This window comes from Streptomyces sp. G45 (assembly GCF_049542095.1).
Classification (GTDB): Bacteria; Actinomycetota; Actinomycetes; order Streptomycetales; family Streptomycetaceae; genus Streptomyces.
Genome location: NZ_JBMUZU010000001.1, coordinates 8,628,228 through 8,647,402 on the forward strand (window position 1 = coordinate 8,628,228; position 19,175 = coordinate 8,647,402).

Sequence of the window (19,175 nt, forward strand, 5' to 3'; positions counted from 1 at the left end):
TCCCTGAACCACCCCTCACGACGAAGGAGCCGAGCCGGATGCGCCGACCGTTCATGTCCCCCACGAAAGGAACGACCATCGACCTGAAGGACATGACGCTCTGTGCGCACCACGCCACGCACGCTCAACCTGGGAATCCTCGCCCACGTCGACGCCGGTAAGACCAGCCTGACCGAGCGGCTGCTGTACGCGGCCGGGGTCATCGACGAGATCGGCAGCGTCGACGCCGGAAGCACCCGCACCGACACCCTGGACCTGGAACGCCGCCGCGGCATCACCATCAAGTCCGCCGTGGCCAACTTCCCGCTGGGCGACGGGGACGCGGCGGTCTCCGTGAACCTGGTCGACACGCCCGGCCACCCCGACTTCATCGCCGAGGTGGAGCGTGTCCTCGGCGTCCTCGACGGCGCCGTGCTCGTCGTGTCCGCCGTGGAAGGGGTGCAGCCGCAGACCCGGCTCCTGATGCGCACGCTCAAGCGGCTCGCCCTCCCCACGCTGGTGTTCGTCAACAAGGCCGACCGGCGCGGCGCCGACGACCAGCGGGTCCTGGCGGAGATCGAGCGGAAGCTCCGCGTGCCGGTGCTCCCCATGGGGCGGATCGCGAGCGGCCTCGGCACGCGCGCCGCCCGCGCCGAGGCCTTCGCCCCGGACGACCCCGCGTTCACCCGGCGCCTGCTCGACACCCTCACCCTCCACGACGACGCCCTGCTCCAGGCGTACGTGGCCGACCCGCGCGCCGCCACACACGCACGGCTGCGCACCGCGCTCGCCGCGCAGACCCACGCGGGGCGGGTGCACCCGGTGTACGTCGGCTCGGCCATCACCGGCACCGGCATCGCCGACCTCGTCGACGGAATCAAGGACCTGCTGCCCGCCGCGCCCGGCGACGCCCAAGGACCGCTGTCGGGGCGGGTGTTCAAGGTGGAGCGCGGCGAGGGCGGCGAGAAGATCGCGTACACCCGGCTGTTCTCCGGTCGGCTCCACGCCTACGAGCGCGTCCTGGTGGCGGGCGCGGAGGCGAAGGTCACCGACGTGGCGGTCTTCGAACGGGGCGCGGTGACACGCGGGACGGCGGCGCGCGCCGGGTCCATCGCGATGCTGCGCGGCCTCGGCTCCGTACGCATCGGGGACGTGATCGGCCGGGAGCCGGACGGGCGGGCGTACGGCCACGTCTTCGCCCCGCCGTCCCTGGAGACCGCCGTGGTGCCCGCCGACCCCGCCGACCAGGGCGCCCTGCACCTGGCCCTCACCCAACTCGCCGAGCAGGACCCGCTGATCGGGCTGCGCCAGGACGCGGGCGGCCGTGAGCTGTCGGTGTCCCTGTACGGAGAGGTGCAGAAGGAGGTGCTCGCCGCCACCCTGGCCGACGAGTACGGCATCGCGGTCTCCTTCCGCGCGACCACGCCGATCTGCGTCGAGCGGGTCAGCGGCACCGGAGCCGCGTACGAAGTCCTCGACCACGACGGGAACCCGTTCTACGCCACGGTGGGACTGCGCGTCGAGCCGGGAGAGGACGGCGGCGGCGTCGTCTTCCGCCGGGAGGTCGAACTCGGCTCGCTGCCGCCCGCCTACATGCGGGCCGTCGAGGAGACCGTCCACACCACGCTGCGGCAGGGCCTGTACGGCTGGCGGGTGCCCGACTGCGTGGTGACGATGACCCACTCCGGCTTCTGCAGCATCCGCAGCACGGCCGGTGAGTTCCGCGGTCTGACGCCGCTGGTCCTGATGGGCGCGCTGCGCCGGGCGGGCACGGTCGTGCACGAGCCGATGCACCACTTCCGCCTGGAGCTGCCGCAGGAGGCGTACGCGCCCGTGTCCCTGGCGCTCGCCCGCCGCCGCGCGGTGCCGGGACCGCCGGTCGCCCACGGTGACGCGTACGTCGTCGAGGGCGCGCTGCCCGCCGACCAGGTGCACGGCCTGGAGCAGGAGCTGCCCGAACTCACCGGCGGCGAGGGCGTCCTGGAGACCGCCTTCGACCACCACCGCCCCGCCGCGACCCCGCGCACCCGGCAGCGCACGGACCACAATCCGCTGCACCGCGAGGAGTACCTGCTGCACGTGCACCGCAGGGTGTGAGCCGCACGGCCGCGCCCCGGGCCCGGCCGAGGCCGTCCGCGCCCGGGTTCCGGCTCACCCCTGCTCGCTCTCCCCGCCGCCGACCGCCGCCTCGTACGCCAGCAACGTGTCGACGACCATGCGGCGCTGGTCCGGCGTCAGCGGAGCGAGCGCGGTGCGCCACGCCGCCGCGCCCGGCGCCAGCCAGGCGGCGATCGCGGCCTGGTGCTCGGCTGCGATCCCGATGATCCGTCGGCGCCGGTCCCGGTCGTCCTCGCGCCGCTCCAGGATGCCCTTCCGGCTCAGGTCGCCGATCAGCAGGCTGGCCGTGGTGGGCGCGACGCGCAGCCGGGCGGCCAGTTCGTTGACGGTCATCGGACCGTCGAGGAGCAGATAGGAGAGCAGCGACAGGTGGCGCGGCGCCAGCGCGAAGGACCGCAGCGCCTCGGGCACGGGGATCTTCTTGGCCCGGCCGACCAACCGGGGCATGAGAAGCAGCAGGGCGCGAACGGCGTCGTCGACCCCGGCGCCGCCGTTCCCGTTGCCCGCGCCGTGCCCGCCGCGTCCGTCGCCCCCGCCGTTCCCGCGGTTCCTGTGGCTCCCGCCGTTCCCGCCGTTCCTGTGGCTCCCGTCGTGCCCGCCGTTCCTGTGGCTCCCGTCGTCCGCCGCCGCGGCGCCGCCCGCCGTGGGTCTTGACATCGCACACCCTTCGAGATTTACCTTTGAGTGCAAAGAGGTTTTGCTGGCAAAGCCAGTTGGTTTCCATCGTATCCACGGCGTGAACGGAGCTGCCCCATGCCGCACTTCAGCCTGCACATCCGCGAGGAGACACTCGACGGGACGGTCGAACCGAAGCTGATCAGCGCCCTCACCGACGCGGTCGGCGCCGTCTTCGGCCAGGAGTTCTCCCGGCTCGTGGGCGTGGACCTCATCGGCGTCCCGCAGCGTCGGCGGGGCGTCGGAGGCGAGCCGACCGACCGGGTCGCGCCGCACGTCACGCTCAGCATGCGCGAGGCCGCCTACCACCTGCCCCAGGTCCCGGACGCCCCGGCCCGCCTGGTCGCCGCCATCACCGACGCCCTGGCCGACGTGCTCGGCGAGGCCGTCCGCGAGGAGGTGATCGTGACGATCGCCGGTGTCCCCGAGGGGCGCACGGGGGTGGCGGGCGCGGTGGTCTGATCGCCGGGCCATCGCTCAGGGGGCGGTGGCGACCCTCCCGGCGTCGGCCGCGGTCGCACACGGTGTCACGCGGTCCCGACGGCCTCACACGAATGAGTGAACTGTGCCGCGGGGCGGGGGGCCTATCCTGCTGATGGCCCCGCAGTACCGCTCATGGACGTACCGCTCATGTCGGATCAACTGGCCCCGCATGGAGGGGGTTCCGCATGCACAAGGGATTCCGTACGCGCACCAGGTGCGCCGCTGCCGCCGTCGCCCTCGCCGCCGGTCTCGGCGGCACCCTCCTGGCGCCCGCCGCGGGCGCCGCGCCCACCGCCCGCCCGCACTCCGCACCCGCCGCGCCCCAGGTGAAGGCCCCCGGGTTCAACGCCAGCGGCACCTGGACCATGTACCAGAGCACAGGGATCGACGCCACGCTCACCCTGACGCAGGACGCCCGGGGCAACCTCAGCGGCACGGCCACCGACAGCCGCTCCACCGGCACCGTCACCGAGGGCTTCGTCGACGGCGAGTACATCTCCTTCCTCATCGACTGGGCCGACGGCCGTGAGGGCCGCTGCATCGGCTCCCTCCAGCCGGACCGCCGCCTCCGCGGCGTCAGCACCGACCTCGCCCACCCCGGCAGCCCCGGCAGCGAGGCCACGTGGCACACCACGCGGACGTTCTGACGCGGTTCACCTCCCCCGCCGGGCAGGCCCCGTGGCGGCCCGGAGCTGCCACAGCGGCGGCACCGACCGGGCCGGGGTGGTGCTGCTCAGGTGGGCGCGGAGCGTCGTCAGGGCGTCCTGTGTCAGGGCCAGTTCCTCGGCGAAGCGGCGGGTGGTGACGTACTGGATGCCCGCCGCCGCCGTGGCCCGCTCCCAGGTGAGGAACCGCTGGTAGAGGGAGGCGCCGTCCAGGGCGCCGTCCCGGCGCGGGCCGGGCGCCGTCTCCAGCCGACGGGCGCGGTCACGCTCGCGGGCCACTTCGGAGAAGCCGCACACCGAGCGGCTGGCCTCCTCGGCCTCCGCCAGGCCGGCGGTCCCGTCGAGCGCCCGGGCGAGCCGGTTGACCTCCAGGACACGGGCCAGCGGCAGCCGGTACACCTGGGCGCTGGCCGGGCCGAGCACCACCGGGTCCGGCGCGTCACGGGTGCCGCACACGCCCCGGACACCGCGGGCCGCCGCCACCAGCAGGGCGCTCGCCTCCGACGGATGCCAGGAGAAGACCCCGCTGACGCAGCGCGTGTGCGCGGCGGTGAGGACGAACTCCGGCTCCGGCAGCCGCGGCAGCAGATCGGCCGCGGGCACCTCGGAGTCGAGCCCCGGCCCCGCGACGTACACGTCGCACGGCACGCCCACGCGTCGGCAGGCCGCCACGACGAGAGCGTCACCCAGCGGGCTGCGCAGCGTCGGCTCGCACCCGTCGGCGGCCACGTCCCCGCCGACGTCCACCACGTCGACGCGGTCGGCGCCGCAGTGCTCCACGGCCTGGGCGATCTGCCGGGCGAGGCCGACCGCGCCCCCGTACGGGTCGATGAGGCCCAGCGCGGGGCGCAGATCGGCCGCGAGCCGGGGCAGCAGCGAGCCCGCCGGAGGCACCGGCGCCGACCCGGGCGTGATCACATACAGCTCGTCGCTGAGGCGCACCGTGCCGGTGAAGTCCGTGTGCCGCCGGGGGCCGGGCACCGGATCGACCACCAGGCGCTCCCAGGCGTACGTCAGGACGAGCGCCGGGGACTCGTCGCCGTGCAGCGCCGCGTGGACCATCGCGGTGGTGATCGCGTCACCGCCGCCGCCCGCGGCGACGAGAACTCTCACAGTCAATGCCGTTACCCCCTCGGGTCATTACGGGCGCCGGTTTCCTTTCACCCGTCCCGGCGCGCCGAGCGGCCACCGCGACCGCCTCCGGCGCACGGGGCCGCATTCACGCCTACGCGTCGGTTCCCCCTACCGCTATCGTTCTTCGCAGTCGTATTCCCGTTCCCTTTCAGGAAGAGGGAAGGTGTTGTCCATGACCGCCACCGCTCCCGTCCGGACGGCCGAGGGAAGTCCGGTTTCCCCTCCGACCCCCTATCAGCAGTACGTCTACGTGTACCCGCACCAAAAGGCCTACCGACGCCTGGACGACGGGCCGTTACTGAGCGAGTTATGGCAGCACGAGCAGCTCGACTCCCTCTCGCTCTACGTGCATATACCGTTCTGCGAGATGCGCTGCGGATTTTGCAATCTCTTCACCCGCACGGGAGCTCCGGAAGACACGACCCGCGCCTTTCTGGACACGCTGGAACGGCAGGCGCGCGTGACCCGTGAAGCGCTGGAGGCGAGCGGACGGCCGGTGCGCTTCCTGATGTCCGCGTTCGGCGGGGCACCCCCACCTACCTCACCGCCGCCGAACTCACCCGGCTCTGCGACCTCTGCGAGACCGCCCTCGGCGCGGACCTCGCCGCCGTCCCCTGGTCGGTGGAGACCTCACCGGCCACCGCCACCGCCGACCGCCTCGCGGTGCTCGCCGAGCGCGGCGCCACCCGGCTCAGCATCGGCGTGCAGAGCTTCGTCGACGCGGAGGCCCGCGCCGCCGTACGGCCGCAGCGGCGCGCGGAGGTGGAGGCGGCCCTGGCCAGGCTGCGCGAGGCCGCGTTCCCCGTCCTGAACATCGACCTGATCTACGGCATCGACGGCCAGACCGAGCGCTCCTTCCGCGTCTCCCTGGACGCCGCCCTCGCCTGGCGGCCCGAGGAGATCTACCTGTACCCGCTGTACGTACGCCCCCTGACCGGCCTGAGCGCCCGGCACGACAAGGACGGCAAGGAGTGGGACCAGCAGCGGCTGCGGCTGTACCGGTACGGCCGCGACCACCTGCTGGCCGCCGGGTACGAGCAGACGTCGATGCGGGTCTTCCGGCGCCTGGGGACCCCCGCCGCCGACCGGGCCGACGACACGAGCATCGGCGAGTACAACCAGCAGGCCGGGATGGTCGGACTCGGCGTCGGCGCCCGCTCGTTCACCACCTCCCTGCACTACACCACCGACTACGCGGTGGCCGTGCCGGAGGTGCGGCGCATCATCGACGACTACATCGCGACCCCGTCGGACGCCTTCCGCCGCGTCCAGTGGGCCTTCCGGATGGACGACGGCGAACGGCGCCGGATGCACGTCCTGCAGTGGCTCCTGGAGACCGTCGGCCTGTCGGTCAGCGGCTACCGGCGGCTCTTCGGCACGGCGCCCGTGGACGATTTTCCGGCCGAATTCGCGCTGCTCCGCGAGAAGCGCTGGCTCCACGCCGACGAGGACACGGTGCTGCGGCTCACCCCGGAGGGCATGGCCTGGGCTGACGCCATCGGCCCGCTGTTCTTCTCCCCGCGCGTCAAGGAAGGCATGGCGAGCTATCAGGACAAGTGAGCGCGACCCCCGCGCGGGGTGGACGGGGAAAGGGAAACGACTCCGGCGCATTACCGTGCACAGGCGTCACAACAACGTCTGACGGGTTTTCACCGCTCACTGGTTGACCGGCTACCGAAGCGTTTCTAGCCTGGCCTCTGCTCGGTGCGCTCAGCGCTTCCCGAGTATCACGGCTTCCCCAGGAGCACGCCTTCCCGAGTTACCCGGTTTCCCTAGTAACGCGGCTTTCCCAGTAGCTGTCTTCACAGAAGTGTCCCGAGCGTTCCGCCCGAGGTGCGGGCCACGAGGACCTGAAGGGTGGCACGATGGCGGAACCAGAGCACCCCCACTTACCGCTTCCCCCAAGCCGGTGGACGTGGACGTGATAGAGAACGCCATCACCGAGCTGCTGCGCGGCCTCGGCCAGGGCGACAAGAGCGAGGTGATGGCCCAGACCCCGCGCCGGGTCGCCGAGTTGTACGCACAGTCGATCAATCCGGGCGACATCGACATCGAGGAGGACTTCAAGGTCTTCGACAACCCCGGAATGCAGGACCTGGTCCTGGTGAACGACGTGCACTACGTGTCGCTGTGCGAGCACCACCTGGCGCCCGCCTTCGGGATCGCCCACCTCGGCTACGTACCCGACCGCAAGGTGGCGGGCTACTCCAAGCTCAAGAAGGGCCTCAACTACCTCGCGCGCCAGCCCCAGCTCAACGAGCGGCTGGTCGTCGACGCGGTGAATTTCCTTGAGGCGCGGCTCCAGCCGAAGGGCATCGCCCTGATCCTGCGCAGCGCGCACTGCTGCATCGCGCTGCGCACCAGCGCCCCCAGCCAGGAGGTCGTCACGGTGATCGACCGGCGCGGCGTACTGCGCGAGGAACTCTACTGGGCGCCGCTGTGGGCCAGCGCCGTCGCGGAGAAACCGGCCTTCCTGGGGAGGTAGGTGAGCCACATGGACCAGGGAGCACGGCCCGCGCCCCCGGCCGACGACGACGTGCGCCAACTCGCCGACCAGATGCGGCAGGCGCTGCAGACCTGCTCCGTGCACACCGTGGGCCCGCTCGCCGCGTACGGGCGCTGCACGGACGCCCTGGACTGCGGACGCATCAACGAGGAGCAGTTCCAGGAGATCGGCCGCCGGGTGGTCGCCGTGTCCGAGGAGCGCCTGCACCTGTACGAGTCCCAGGGAGAGCACTCCGACACCTCGCCGAAGGTCAGCCGGGAGAAGCGGATGATCGGCTTCGTCGACGCGCTCTTCGCCCTCGGGCTGCGCGCGAGAGGGACCGCGAGAGAGAGCTGAGGCACGCGTGGAGAAGTGGCCGGACACCCTCATCGCCGTCGTCGGCAAGGGCCGCAACTGCCCGCCGGAGGTGTACGAACTGGCCCACGAGGTCGGCGGGATCGTGGCCCGGCAGCCGGGCTGCCTGCTGGTGACCGGCGGGCTCGGCGGCGCCATGGAGGCCGCGGCGCGCGGCGCGAAGGAGAGCGGCGGCCGCGTGCTCGGCCTGCTGCCGGGCCTCGCGAACCGCACGACCCAGCCGCACGCCGAGGTGGACCTCCGCCTCGACACCGGCCTCACCGCCAACGGCCGCAACATCGTGCTCGCCAGCGTCGCCCACGCCATGGTCGCCGTCCCCGGCTCGCACGGCGCGCTCCAGGAGATGATCGTGGCCGTCGACGCCGGAACGACCGTCTGGGCGGTGGGCGAGCACACCACCCGCCTGCCGGGGGTCGACTACCTCGGCTCCACCGACGAACTCGCCGCGCGCCTGACCGCGTTCCGTGCCGCCCCGAGCCCCTGACCGCGGGGCGGGCGGCACCCGGCCGACCGCAGGGAGGGCCCGATGAGCACCACCGTCCTGACCGCCGACCTGGTGGTGCTCGCGCACGACGACGGCTGGCACCTGCTGCTGGTCCGCCGACGGAAGGAGCCGTTCCAGGGCCGCTGGGCACTGCCCGGCGGAAAGGTCGACGCCCACGAGGACGCCGCCACCGCGGCCCGCCGCGAACTGCGCGAGGAGACCGGCCTCGACGCCACCGACGCCGACCTCGTGCCGCTGACCTGGCGCACCGCACCGGACCGCGACCCCCGCGGCCGCTACGTCAGCCTGACGTACGCGGCGCTGCTGCCCACGGCGCCACGGGTGCGCGGCGGCGACGACGCCGCGGCGGCCTGGTGGCAGCCGCTGCCCGCGCCCCCGGACCACTTCCCGGACGCCGGGGCCGAGCGGCGCCTCGCCTTCGACCACGCCGCCATCCTGCGCGAGGCGCTGTCCGCCGCGCCGCGCGACCGGTCGGCGGCGCCGCACATCAGGGCGGCGACCGGGGCGGACCGCCGCGCCATCCGGCGGCTGCTGGGGGCGCGGGCGCCCGCCGACCCCGCCTCCGACCGAGGGGCGCCCACGCACGTGGCGGCCCTGGGCGGCTTCCTCGTGGGCTGCGCCGGGCCACCGCCCACCGGCCGAGCGGCGGCGCCCCCGCGCGTGGTGGTCCACCCGCGCTGGCAAGGGCGTGGTATCGAGGAGCGGTTGGCGAAGGCGCGGGCCGAGGAGAGCCCGCCACCGTGACCCGCACGAGGAGCACCCCCACGGTGACCGTACGAGGAAAGCAGCCATGACCGCACCGCTCACCCCGCACCCCGCGCGGCACCGACCGGCCACCGGCCTCGGCCGCGGCGTGGTCGCGCTGCTCGCCGTCGGCACCGGCCTGTCCGTGGCCAACAACTACTACGTGCAGCCGCTGCTCGCCGACATCGGCACCGACCTCGGACTGCCGGAAGGGCAGGCAGGTCTCCTGGTGACCGTGGCCCAGAGCGCCTACGCGGCGGCCCTGCTGCTCATCCTGCCCCTCGGCGACCTGCTCGAACGGCGCCGTCTGATCGTCGTGCTGTCCTCGGCCTGCGCGGCGAGCCTGGTGCTCATGGCGACCGCCCGCTCGGAGCCGACCCTGTTCCTGGGCGCGGGCCTGGTGGGCCTGTGCTCCGTCAGCACCCAGGTGATGGTGCCGTACGCCGCGTCGCTGGCCGCCCCCGAGGAGCGCGGCCGCGTCGTGGGCACCGTCATGGCCGGACTGCTGTGCGGCATCCTCTTCGCCCGCACCGCGGCCGGGGCGCTGGCCGAGTGGGCCGGGTGGCACGCCGTGTACTGGTGCGCCGCCGGAACGATGGCCTTGCTCGCGGGCGCGACGGCCCTGTTCCTGCCCCGCTACCAGGAGGAGGGCGCGCCCGGCTACCGGCGCCTGGTGGCCTCGGTGTTCCGGCTCTTCGCCGCCGAGCCGGTGCTGCGGCTGCGCGCGGCGTACGGGGCGCTGTCGTTCGGGGCCTTCAGCGTGCTGTGGACCGCCCTGACCTTCCTGCTGTCCGATCCGCCGTACGCGTACTCGCCCGGGGTGATCGGCCTGTTCGGCCTGGCCGGGCTCGCCGGGGCGCTCGCCGCGGCCCGTGCCGGGCGGCTCGCGGACCGGGGCCTGGCGCCGGTGGTGACCGGCGCCTCGTCCGTCCTGCTGCTCGTGGTGTGGCTGCCGCTGGGCCTCGGCGGCACCGTGCTGCCGGTCCTCGTCCTCGGCGTCGTGGTGCTCGACCTCGCGGCGCAGGCCCTGCACATCACCAACCAGAGCGAGATCTACCGGCTTGCGCCCGAGATCCGCTCCCGGCTCACCGCCGCCTACATGACGACGTACTTCCTGGCGGGAGCCGCGGGCTCGGCGCTCGCCTCCCTGGCGTACGCCCGGTTCGAGTGGACCGGGGTCGCGCTGCTCGGCGCGGCCTTCGGAGCGGCGACCACCGCGCTGTGGGCGCTGTCGACACCGCGGGGCGCACGGCACGGGCGGGTCCCGTGACCGCGGGCGAGCACCGCCCGCCAGCCGACGCCGCCGACCCGGCGCCGGAGGCCGTCCGCGCGCTCGCGGCGGAGTTCCTGGCCCTGTACCACCGCGAGAACCCCGACGCCGGGCCGCCCGGGCGGCGCCTCGCGGAAGTCACCGCGGAGATCTCCCGCACCGGCACCTACACCCACACCGCGCGGGAGCTGGACTTCGCCGCCAAGGTCGCCTGGCGCAACAGCGTGCGCTGCATCGGCCGCCTGTACTGGCGCTCGCTCACCGTGCGGGACCGGCGCGGGGTGGACAGCGCCGACGGGATAGCCGCGGAGTGCGTCCGCCACCTGGAGCTGGCCACCAACGGCGGACGCGTACGGCCCTGCGTCACCGTCTTCGCCCCGGACCGTCCCGGACGGCCCGCCCCGCGCGTCTGGAACGACCAGCTGGTGCGGTACGCGGGCTACCCGCGCCCCGACGGCACGGTCCTCGGCGACCCGGTGAGCGCCGAACTCACCGCCGCCGCCCGGCACCTGGGCTGGCCGGGCGGCCCCGGCACCCCCTTCGACGTCCTGCCGCTGATCGTGCACGGGCGCGGCGAGAAGCCCCGCTGGTTCGAGCTGCCGGACTCCGCCGTGCTCCAGGTGCCGCTCGAACACCCCGACCACCCGTGGTTCGCCCGGCTCGGCCTGCGCTGGTACGCGGTCCCCGCCGTCTGCGCCATGTGCCTGGCCGCGGGCGGCGTCCGCTACCCGCTGGTGCCCTTCAACGGCTGGTACATGGGCACCGAGATCGGCGCCCGCAACCTCGCCGACACCGACCGCTACGACCTGCTGCCGGACCTCGCCCGCCGCCTGGGCCTCGACACGTCCAGCGACCGCTCGCTGTGGAAGGACCGCGCCCTGGTCGAGCTGAACGTCGCCGTGCTCCACTCGTACGACAAGGCGGGCGTCACCATCACCGACCACCACACCGAGTCCCGGCGGTTCCTGGCGCACCTCGCCCGCGAGGAGCGCGCCGGGCGGGCCGTGGGCGCCGACTGGTCGTGGATCGTGCCGCCGCTGTCCGGCGCCGCCACCCCCGTCTTCCACCGCTACTACGACACCGAGCAGCGCCACCCCGCGTTCCTGTACCAGCCCCCGGCACCGACCGACGGCTTCGCCCCTTAGGGGCCCTTCCCCGGGAGGGCGACGGGCCCTTCCCCGGGAGGGTGAGGCGCGCGCTTCGCGGGCCGAAACGCGTGCATCACGCACGCGCGCGTATTGACGCCCACGCGCGGCCAGTTGAGGGTGAGGACCCTCTCGTCTCTCCTACCTCCCACGGGAAGGGAGCCTCTCGATGCGAAGACGAAGGTTCGTCGGCGGCTTGGTCGCCGCCGCGGCGGCGGGGCTGAGCCTGCCGACGGTGTCCGCGTCCGCGGCGCCGCCCCTGACCGGCACGGCCGGGGCCCGGGGGCCGTCGGGAGCCGGTTTATGGCGGCCGTCCGCGGCCGGGTGGCAGGAGGTGCCCGCGCCCGCGGGACAGGAGGCCGCCCGCCTGTACGGAGTGGCCGCCGCCGGGCCCCGGCGGGCCTGGGCCGTGGGGGAGCAGGGCATCAACGGCGCGACGGTCGGCACGCCGATCGCCCTCGTCTGGGACGGCACGGCCTGGACCCGCACCGACCTGTCCCACCTGGCGTACACCGGGGCGCTGCGCAACGTCGCCGCCGTCGACGCCTCCCGGGCCTGGGCCGTCGGCACGGACAGCAAGGGCCGCGACCAGCTCCTCGGCTGGGACGGCGCGAACTGGCGCGAGACGGCGTTCCCCGGCCGCGGCGAGAGCGGAACCCGGCTCCTCGACATCGCCGCCGGACGCGACGGCCAGGTCTGGGCGGTGGGCGAACACGGCGGCAGAGCCGCGCTGTTGGGCCTGCACGGCCGCACGTGGCGCTGGTGCCCGCCGCTGCCCGACGCGCCCCGGCCGACGCCGTACGGGGTGACGGTCGCCGCGAGCGGTGACGTCTGGGTGTACGGCGACGTCATCGCGCGCTGGGACGGCACATGGACGGTGGTGCCGTTCCTGCCCGGTCTTCGCGCCACGGTCTCGGGGCTGCTGGCCGTCGCCCACGACGACGTGTGGATCACCGGGCACGCGTACGGCGTGGGCGGACCGCCCGGCAAGCCGCCCTCGGTCAAGCTGGAGCACTGGGACGGCACGCGGTGGAGCGGCGTCAAGGCGCCCTTCGGCGTGGGCCTGCTCAGCGGCATCGTCGGGGACGCCGACGGCCGCCCCGACCGCATCACGGGCTGGGACTTCTGGGACCAGAAGCGCGCCCACTACCTGCGCTGGGACGGCGCCGCGTGGGTCAGCGAACGCGGCCCCGAGACCCCCCGCACGTATCTGCCCACGGCGCTGACGCCCATCCCGGGGGCGCCGGGGGAGTACTGGTCGGTGGGCACGACCTCCTTCGACCCGTACCCGCCCGCGCAGGTGCGGGTCGAGCGGTACGCCTGACCGGGCCGCGGCCCCCCCGGGCGGGGCCGGGGACGTCCGATTCGTTCAAGAGGACGGTGGCGACGGCCGACTACCGTCGCCACCATGAACAGCGCCTCCAAAGAGTCACGTCACCTCAGCGTCCGCGTCGACCGGAGCGCCGACGCCGTCTACGCCTACGCCTCGCAGCCCGAGAACATGCCCGCGTGGGCACACGGCCTCAGCGACAACATCGCGAGGACCGGGGGCCGATGGGTCGCGGAGTCGTCCCTCTTGGGGCGGGTCGTGGTCGCGTTCACCCCGCCCAACGGCCTGGGCGTCCTCGACCACGACGTCACGCTGCCCTCCGGCCGGACCCTGCACAACCCGGTCCGCGTCATCGCCGACGGCACGGGCAGCGAGGTGGTGTTCACCCTGCGCCGCCAGCCGGAGATGAGCGACGCCGACTTCGCGCGTGACGCCGCCACCGTCGCCGCCGACCTCGACCGCCTCAAGGCGCTCCTTGAGTCCGACCCCGGCCGCCCGGCCGGTTCCTAGCCCTTGGCGTCCTTGCCGCCCTTGGTGTCCTTGGCGCAGAACTCGGCCTCGAAGACGTCCTCGTAGGGCTTGCCGTCCTCCAGCCAGTCGCCGTTGAGGTGGAAGGTCAGGGTGTGCCTGCCGTCGGCCGTGGTTGCCGAGCTGGTCAGCGAGCCCCAGACGATGCCGTCGTGGCCGTACACCTTCACCCCGCACGACAGGGTGCGCACGATCAGGCCCAGGCCGTAGTCGAAGAACGTGCCCGTCCTGACGGTGTCGAGGAGTTCCTTCTGCTGCGCGGGCGGCAGCAGCTCGCCCTTGATGAGGGCGCTGTAGTAGCGGTTCAGGTCGCCCGTGGTGCTGATGATCTCGCCGGTGGCGCCCGACCACGCCGGGTTGTACTCCGTGGCGTCGTAGACCTCGGGGCCCGGGTCGGGCGCGTACAGCTTGGAGTAGCCCACGGGGTGCGGCGCGGGCATCGTGGGGTCGGTGCCGGGGAACGTGGTCTCGCGCAGCTTCAGCGGCTTGATGATGCGCTGCTCGGCCTCGTGCGCGTAGCCGTGGCCCGTGACCCTCTCGATGATCATGCCCGCGAGGACGAAGTTGGTGTTGGAGTAGTTCCAGCTTGTACCGGGCTCGAAGTCGGGCTTGTACTTCAGGGCCAAGTCGACGATCTGCCGGGGGGTCCAGGTCTCGTAGCGGTGGACGAGGAAGCCCGGGCCGTTCATGTACGCGCGCCACTCCGGGGTGGACACCATGTCGTGTACGCCGCTGGTGTGGTTCAGGAGTTGACGGACCGTCACCTTGGTGCCGTCGTAGCCGTTGCCGCGGAGCACGCCCGGCAGCCAGCGCTCGACGGAGTCGTCCAGGTCCAGCTTGCCCTCGGCCTCCAGCTGGAGCAGCACGACGGAGACGAAGGACTTGGTGTTGCTGCCCGCGCGCAGGTGGTCGGCGGGGGTGCGCTTGCGCTGCGTCGTGGTGTCGGCGTACCCGGCGGAGCCGAACCACTTCCCCCGCGGCGTCCGCACCTCGGCGGCCACGCCCGGCATTCCGGCCCGCTCAAGGGCGTCGAGGGCGCGCTGGGTGGCGTCGTGGCCGCGGGGCGCGGGTGCTTCGGCGGCGGTGCCGGTTCCGGCGGCGCAGGTCAGGGTCACCGCGGCGCTGAGTGCGACGGCGGCGCTCCTGAGGAGGGTCCGGCCGCGTCGAGTCGGGCGCTGGGACATATGTGTGTTCCCCCACGTGGTCAAGGAGTTGGTCGAGTGTTGATCGAGACTGTTGGTCGAGTTGTCGGTCAAGTGGCTGGTCGGGCTGCTGGGCGAGTGGGTGGCCAAGCAAGATCATTTGCCGGGGGCAGTGTACGGCGGCCAGGGGGCGGCGGAGTAGGCCCGGCGTCACGTGCGGGCGGGCCCGCGGAATGTGCGTGCGGGCCACGGGAAGCGGCGCGGTCGCCGGTCTTCCCGTGGCCCGGGGTGCCGTCACAGGGTGAGCAGCGTCCGGTGGGCGATGCCGATGCCCGCGCCCTGGAGCGGCCTGAGGGCCAGGCGCACCAGGGCGAGCGGGTTGTCGTCGCCCGCGATGCGGTTGGCGCTCAGCTCCCCGCAGCTCAGGCACCGGTGGATGAGCAGCCATTCGCCGTCCCCGCGCGCGGACATGCTCAGGGCCTCCATCCGGCCCCGGCAGGTGGCGGCGCGGTCACCGGGGATCCGCTGGTCGACGTGCAGGCTGACCAGGCAGTTCGGGCAGTGGTTGCGGTGCGCGGTGCCCGGGGCGGCCAGCGGCACGTCGAGGCGGCAGCCGACGCACTTGAAGGCGTCGGCGCGGTGTCCGCCGCCGTGGCGGTGCGGGGCGTCCTTGTGGCGCTGCGGGCGGCGTCGGGCCGGGGCCCGGTCGTGTGCGTTGTTGCGTCGTGGCACGGTTGTTCTCCCGCTTCCTCGTCTCCTCCTGTCCGGTACGGGTCACAGCGTCCCGAACGCTTCGAGCGGGAAGGGGGGTTGGGCGAGCGGGCGGACGGCCATGCGCATCAGGATGAGCTGGTTGTCGTCGGCGCAGATCGGGTGGGAGGTCAGCTCGTCGCAGCGGACGCAGCGGTGGATGACCGTCCAGTCGCCGGTGCGCAGCACGGCGATGGATATCGGCGTCATCCGGCCGTGGCAGTCGCTCGGGCCGCCCTCGACGTGGTCGGTGACGTGCCGCGAGTGCAGGCACGACGGGCAGTGGTTGCGCCGCGTGCCGTCGGCGGTGGCGGCGGACACGGTCAGGCCGCACCACGCGCAGGTGAAGGTGTCGATGGTGAGGGTGTTGAAGGTGTTGTGGGTGGACACCCGGGTGCTCCTTGCTGAAAGGTCGTACGGGACAGCAAGAGCAGGCCGAGCGGCCTCGGCTACGAGGAGGACCGGCCCACAGGCGTGGGTCGGGGCACCGGAAGAGGTCGTCCGGTCGCCGCGCGGCGGTGGCGGCGGAGGTCGCCGCACGGCAGCGGCGGCGGAAGCGGACGGTCGCTCACGCGGTTCGTCGAGGCGCACTCGGCGCGGGCCGGGACATCAAGACACCCTCTCCAAGGGCACGGGGCCCAGTCACCGGGAGCACGCCCCGGTATGCGTTCAGATGGACGGCGCCCAGGCTAACCACGCCCGCGCCGCCCCCGCCAGCGATTTTCCCGGGGCCCGGCGACGCGGTGTGCTCAGCCGCGCTCAGTCGCCGTCGGCGGCGGGCTCGGTGGCGTAGCGGCGCATCGTCCGCAGGTGTGCTTGCGGGGTCATCGCCCGGCCCTCGGCGGCCAGGGCCTGGAGGTCCCGGAAGTACTGCACATAGAGGTCCGGTGTGAACATGCTGAGCAGGACGGCCGGTTGGCCGGTCACGTTGGCGAAGGTGTGCGGCGCTCCGGGCGGTATGACGACGAGGGTGCCCGGGGTGGCGTCGTGCTCCTCGTCTCCGATGGTGAAGCGCACGGTGCCGGAGACCACGTAGAAGCCCTCGTCGTGCTGGGTGTGGCGGTGCTGCGGCGGGCCGGGCGTGTGGGGCGCGAGGACGGACTCGGTGACGCCGAGGCGGTGCGCGGTGTGGCTGCCGTCCTCCAGGACGCGCATGCGGGTGCTGCCCAGGGCGAGCACCTCGCCTTCGCCCGGGCGCACCACCGAGACCGCCGGGGGTGTGGGGGTGGGCTCGCTGGTGTGGGGCGGCTGGGCTGGGGGGTCGTCGGCCGTGCGGCGCCCGGCCTGGTCGGCGGGGGCACTGCTGTCGTGAGCGGTGGCGTCGTACGGCAGGTAGGCGCGGGGCGCTTCCTCGTGGGTCATGCCTCGATTGCACGACTCAGCGGCCGTGGCTGTCCAAGACCCGTTCCGTCGCCTCGATACCGCGCGGGTATCGGGTATGGGGGTGTCGGGTAGGGAGGGTGTGGATATCGGCGGGTGCCGAGGGTGTGGGTATCGTCGCGGCATGGAGCTACGCGTGCTGCGCTACTTCGTCGTGGTCGCCGAGGAACTCCACTTCGGCCGGGCCGCCGCCCGGCTGCACATGAGCCAGCCGCCGCTGAGCCGCGCGGTCAAGCGGCTTGAGGCCGATCTCGGGTGCGCGCTGTTCGACCGCTCCTCCGCCGGTGTCGCGCTCACCGCGGCGGGGGCGGTCCTGCTCGACGAGGCGCGGTCCCTGCTGGACCAGGCGGACCGGGTGCGCGGACGCGTCGCGGCGGCGGCCGGTGCCGCGACGCTCACCGTCGGCATCCTGGGGGACGGCGCGGACCCGGGCGCGACCCGGCTGGCCGACGCCTACCGGCGGCGGTACCCGGGCGTCGAGGTCCGCGTGCGCGACACCGACCTGACCGACCCCACCTGCGGGCTGCACGCCGGTCTCGTCGACGTCGCCCTGACCCGCGCGCCGTTCGACGAAACCGGCCTGACCGTGCGGGAGTTGCGTGCCGACCCGGTCGGCGCGCTGCTGCGCGCCGACGATCCGCTGGCCCGGCGCGAGCGCCTGCGCCTCGCCGATCTGGCCGACCGGCGCTGGTTCGCCTTCCCGGAAGGCACCGATCCCCACTGGCGGTCCTACTGGAGCGGTGGGGAGCCCCGTCAGGGCCCGGTGGTGCGCTCCGTCCACGAGTGCCGACAGGCCGTGCTGTGGGGCGGCACGGTCGGCATGACCCTCCTGGGCCACCCCCCGGCGCCGGGGCTCACCGTGGTACCCGTGGCCGACATGCCGCCGAGCCGTGTGGTGGCGGCCTGGAAGGAGACGAGTCCCGCGCTGAGCGCGTTCGTACGGGCCGCGGTCACCGCCTATCGCGAACGGCCGTCCGCGGGGGCGCAGGGTAGGGCGGACCCCACCCCCAAGGCTGTGGCATGCCACAGTGACCCCCGGGCCGCCGGTGCGCCACGCTGAGCGGCATGAGAACAAGCTCAAGATCCCGCAACACCCCTGCAACACAGCTGTCTTGGCGCCCCGAGCGCCCGCGCCGAGGCACTTCCCGCGGTGCCCACCGCCGCACGCGCCTCCTGGCAGCGGCGTCCCTGGCGGCCGCGGCCGGTCTGGTCGTCGCCCTGGGGCAGCCGGGGCAGGCCCTGGAGCGTCCGGACGGCGCCGGGGTGTCCGCCGCGCGGGGCGGCGCGGACGCCCGGCAGCGCGCCCAACTGGAGCAGCTGGCAGAGAAGTTGGTGGCCGAGGGCGCGCCCGGTGTGATCGTACGGGTGAACGACGGAAGCGGCCGACCCGTCGAGATCATCGAACAGGCCCCCTGGGCCAGGAAGGACCACCGGCTGAGGGCGGACGACGAGTTCCGCATGGGGTCCAACACCAAGACGGTCATGGCCACCCTCGTGCTCCAACTGGTCGCCGAGGGCAAGCTCGCCCTGACCGACTCGATCGAGACCTGGCTGCCCGGCCAGGTGCCCGACGGCGGGGCGATCACCCTGCGCATGCTGCTCAACCACACCAGCGGCCTGTACGACTACACCCAGCAGCCCGCGATCCTGCCCTCGCTCCTCGGCAAGGACCAGCGGCACTGGACCTCCGCGCAACTCCTCGCGCTCGGCGTGCGCCACAAACCGCTGTTCACGCCGGGCACGCGCTGGTCGTACAGCAACACCAACTACGCCGCGATCGGCGCCGTCCTGGAGAAGGTCACGGGCGACAGCCTGGCCGACCTGGTCCGCGACCGGATCGCCCGCCCGCTCGGCCTCACGCACACGTACTACGCCACGGACGGTACCTGGAGGGGGCGCCACGCCCTCGGTACGGAACCCGACGCGGCGCACATGCCGCCGGGGGTGCCCGCCGAGTTCCGGGAGTACGGCGGCGTGCCGTCCCGCGAAGGCCGCGTCGACGTCTCCGACAACAACCCGTCCTGGGGCGGGGCGGCCGGGGCCATCGTGTCCACCGCCCGCGACTGGGACCGGTTCTACCGCGCGCTGATGTCCGGGAAGCTGCTGCCCGCCGCGCAGTTGGCGCAGATGCGCACCACCGTGCCGACCTCCCCGGACCAGCCGGACGGGCCCCGCGCCGGGCTCGGCATCAGCAACATCACCACCGAGTGCGGCACCCTGTGGGCCCACGACGGCGGCATCCCCGGCTACTTCAGCACCAACTTCACCGATTCCACGGGCCGTCGTACGGCGTCCGTCCTGGTGACGACGGAGGCGTTCGCCGAGTTCTCGGAGGCCTTCCCGAAGCTGGACGGGGCCTCGCAGGCGCTGATGACGGCCTCGATGTGCGCCATGCTCGGCAAGCCCGTGCCGTCCGGCACGGGATCGAGCCAGGACTGAGGTCGGCGCCCGCCCCGACCGCGTAAGT

19 protein-coding genes and 1 pseudogene are annotated in these 19,175 nt (G+C 73.6%); 14 read left to right on the top strand and 6 right to left on the bottom strand.

Translation table 11 applies throughout. The features are described from left to right. Positions 1 to 102: 102 nt before the first annotated feature. Positions 103 to 2,076 carry a GTP-binding protein gene (locus ACOBQU_RS36870; protein WP_423633514.1) on the top strand — a complete coding sequence of 658 codons (1,974 nt, stop codon included), beginning with the start codon at positions 103 to 105 and terminating at the stop codon, positions 2,074 to 2,076. A 54-nt stretch (positions 2,077 to 2,130) separates the two neighbouring features. Here ACOBQU_RS36870 and ACOBQU_RS36875 read toward each other — a convergent pair whose 3' ends face one another. Beyond that, positions 2,131 to 2,544 (bottom strand): MarR family transcriptional regulator, encoded by a 414-nt coding sequence (locus ACOBQU_RS36875; protein WP_423633516.1) that lies wholly within the window; start codon positions 2,542 to 2,544, stop codon positions 2,131 to 2,133. Positions 2,545 to 2,850: 306 nt separating this feature from the next. Between ACOBQU_RS36875 and ACOBQU_RS36880 the strand changes: the two genes are divergently transcribed. Together ACOBQU_RS36880 and ACOBQU_RS36885 are read left to right on the top strand one after the other, a co-directional pair. Next, on the top strand, positions 2,851 to 3,234 hold the full coding sequence (locus ACOBQU_RS36880; RefSeq protein WP_423633518.1) for a tautomerase family protein: 384 nt from the start codon (positions 2,851 to 2,853) through the stop codon (positions 3,232 to 3,234). Between the two features lie 206 nt (positions 3,235 to 3,440). Beyond that, positions 3,441 to 3,902, top strand: coding sequence for a hypothetical protein (locus ACOBQU_RS36885; protein ID WP_423633520.1), 462 nt, complete (start codon positions 3,441 to 3,443; stop codon positions 3,900 to 3,902). A gap of 6 nt (positions 3,903 to 3,908) precedes the next feature. On the opposite strand, the gene ACOBQU_RS36890 is transcribed toward ACOBQU_RS36885, so the two are convergent. Then, complete coding sequence (locus ACOBQU_RS36890) at positions 3,909 to 5,033, bottom strand: DUF1152 domain-containing protein (RefSeq protein ID WP_423634964.1); 1,125 nt, start codon at positions 5,031 to 5,033, stop codon at positions 3,909 to 3,911. Positions 5,034 to 5,226: 193 nt separating this feature from the next. On the opposite strand from ACOBQU_RS36890, the pseudogene ACOBQU_RS36895 reads away from it, so the two are divergent. From ACOBQU_RS36895 to ACOBQU_RS36935, 9 genes and pseudogenes are all read left to right on the top strand, one after another. Next, positions 5,227 to 6,614: pseudogene (locus ACOBQU_RS36895) on the top strand (STM4012 family radical SAM protein). A 355-nt stretch (positions 6,615 to 6,969) separates the two neighbouring features. Next, positions 6,970 to 7,539: a GTP cyclohydrolase I gene (locus ACOBQU_RS36900; RefSeq protein ID WP_423633522.1), complete on the top strand. Its 570-nt coding sequence runs from the start codon at positions 6,970 to 6,972 to the stop codon at positions 7,537 to 7,539. Between the two features lie 9 nt (positions 7,540 to 7,548). Continuing rightward, positions 7,549 to 7,896, top strand: a complete 348-nt coding sequence (locus ACOBQU_RS36905; RefSeq protein ID WP_423633524.1) for a hypothetical protein — start codon at positions 7,549 to 7,551, stop codon at positions 7,894 to 7,896. A 7-nt stretch (positions 7,897 to 7,903) separates the two neighbouring features. Further along, complete coding sequence (locus ACOBQU_RS36910) at positions 7,904 to 8,398, top strand: LOG family protein (RefSeq protein ID WP_423633526.1); 495 nt, start codon at positions 7,904 to 7,906, stop codon at positions 8,396 to 8,398. Between the two features lie 42 nt (positions 8,399 to 8,440). Then, positions 8,441 to 9,163 carry an NUDIX domain-containing protein gene (locus ACOBQU_RS36915; protein ID WP_423633528.1) on the top strand — a complete coding sequence of 241 codons (723 nt, stop codon included), beginning with the start codon at positions 8,441 to 8,443 and terminating at the stop codon, positions 9,161 to 9,163. Between the two features lie 46 nt (positions 9,164 to 9,209). Continuing rightward, on the top strand, positions 9,210 to 10,433 hold the full coding sequence (locus ACOBQU_RS36920) for an MFS transporter (protein ID WP_423633529.1): 1,224 nt from the start codon (positions 9,210 to 9,212) through the stop codon (positions 10,431 to 10,433). After that, complete coding sequence (locus ACOBQU_RS36925) at positions 10,430 to 11,578, top strand: nitric oxide synthase oxygenase (protein WP_423633531.1); 1,149 nt, start codon at positions 10,430 to 10,432, stop codon at positions 11,576 to 11,578. Before ACOBQU_RS36920 ends, ACOBQU_RS36925 begins: the two co-directional genes overlap by 4 nt. A gap of 334 nt (positions 11,579 to 11,912) precedes the next feature. Further along, the gene (locus ACOBQU_RS36930; RefSeq protein WP_423633533.1) at positions 11,913 to 12,902 is read left to right on the top strand and encodes a hypothetical protein; all 990 of its coding nucleotides are present in this window, start codon (positions 11,913 to 11,915) and stop codon (positions 12,900 to 12,902) included. A gap of 84 nt (positions 12,903 to 12,986) precedes the next feature. After that, positions 12,987 to 13,418, top strand: a complete 432-nt coding sequence (locus tag ACOBQU_RS36935; protein WP_423633535.1) for an SRPBCC family protein — start codon at positions 12,987 to 12,989, stop codon at positions 13,416 to 13,418. Here ACOBQU_RS36935 and ACOBQU_RS36940 read toward each other — a convergent pair. From ACOBQU_RS36940 to ACOBQU_RS36955, 4 genes are all read right to left on the bottom strand, one after another. After that, on the bottom strand, positions 13,415 to 14,620 hold the full coding sequence (locus tag ACOBQU_RS36940; RefSeq protein WP_423633537.1) for a serine hydrolase domain-containing protein: 1,206 nt from the start codon (positions 14,618 to 14,620) through the stop codon (positions 13,415 to 13,417). The genes ACOBQU_RS36935 and ACOBQU_RS36940 overlap by 4 nt on opposite strands. Positions 14,621 to 14,872: 252 nt before the next feature. Further along, positions 14,873 to 15,310, bottom strand: a complete 438-nt coding sequence (locus ACOBQU_RS36945) for an RNHCP domain-containing protein (protein WP_423633539.1) — start codon at positions 15,308 to 15,310, stop codon at positions 14,873 to 14,875. Between the two features lie 42 nt (positions 15,311 to 15,352). After that, the gene (locus ACOBQU_RS36950) at positions 15,353 to 15,718 is read right to left on the bottom strand and encodes an RNHCP domain-containing protein (RefSeq protein WP_423633541.1); all 366 of its coding nucleotides are present in this window, start codon (positions 15,716 to 15,718) and stop codon (positions 15,353 to 15,355) included. A 369-nt stretch (positions 15,719 to 16,087) separates the two neighbouring features. Next, on the bottom strand, positions 16,088 to 16,531 hold the full coding sequence (locus tag ACOBQU_RS36955) for a cupin domain-containing protein (RefSeq protein WP_423634966.1): 444 nt from the start codon (positions 16,529 to 16,531) through the stop codon (positions 16,088 to 16,090). 301 nt (positions 16,532 to 16,832) lie between these two features. Here ACOBQU_RS36955 and ACOBQU_RS36960 point away from each other — a divergent pair, with 301 nt between their 5' ends. Both ACOBQU_RS36960 and ACOBQU_RS36965 read left to right on the top strand, forming a co-directional pair. Further along, complete coding sequence (locus ACOBQU_RS36960; protein WP_423633543.1) at positions 16,833 to 17,768, top strand: LysR family transcriptional regulator; 936 nt, start codon at positions 16,833 to 16,835, stop codon at positions 17,766 to 17,768. Between the two features lie 5 nt (positions 17,769 to 17,773). Next, positions 17,774 to 19,147 carry a serine hydrolase domain-containing protein gene (locus tag ACOBQU_RS36965; RefSeq protein ID WP_423633544.1) on the top strand — a complete coding sequence of 458 codons (1,374 nt, stop codon included), beginning with the start codon at positions 17,774 to 17,776 and terminating at the stop codon, positions 19,145 to 19,147. Positions 19,148 to 19,175 lie beyond the last annotated feature (28 nt).

Bases quoted from the DNA above. Each gene is read 5' to 3' on its own strand.
- ACOBQU_RS36875 (WP_423633516.1), bottom strand. From the start codon at position 2,544: ATGCCCCGGTTGGTCGGCCGGGCCAAGAAGATCCCCGTGCCCGAGGCG.
- ACOBQU_RS36885 (WP_423633520.1), top strand. From the start codon at position 3,441: ATGCACAAGGGATTCCGTACGCGCACCAGGTGCGCCGCTGCCGCCGTC.
- ACOBQU_RS36935 (WP_423633535.1), top strand. From the start codon at position 12,987: ATGAACAGCGCCTCCAAAGAGTCACGTCACCTCAGCGTCCGCGTCGAC.
- ACOBQU_RS36880 (WP_423633518.1), top strand. From the start codon at position 2,851: ATGCCGCACTTCAGCCTGCACATCCGCGAGGAGACACTCGACGGGACG.
- ACOBQU_RS36940 (WP_423633537.1), bottom strand. From the start codon at position 14,620: ATGTCCCAGCGCCCGACTCGACGCGGCCGGACCCTCCTCAGGAGCGCC.
- ACOBQU_RS36920 (WP_423633529.1), top strand. From the start codon at position 9,210: ATGACCGCACCGCTCACCCCGCACCCCGCGCGGCACCGACCGGCCACC.
- ACOBQU_RS36915 (WP_423633528.1), top strand. From the start codon at position 8,441: ATGAGCACCACCGTCCTGACCGCCGACCTGGTGGTGCTCGCGCACGAC.
- ACOBQU_RS36960 (WP_423633543.1), top strand. From the start codon at position 16,833: ATGGAGCTACGCGTGCTGCGCTACTTCGTCGTGGTCGCCGAGGAACTC.
- ACOBQU_RS36905 (WP_423633524.1), top strand. From the start codon at position 7,549: ATGGACCAGGGAGCACGGCCCGCGCCCCCGGCCGACGACGACGTGCGC.
- ACOBQU_RS36965 (WP_423633544.1), top strand. From the start codon at position 17,774: ATGAGAACAAGCTCAAGATCCCGCAACACCCCTGCAACACAGCTGTCT.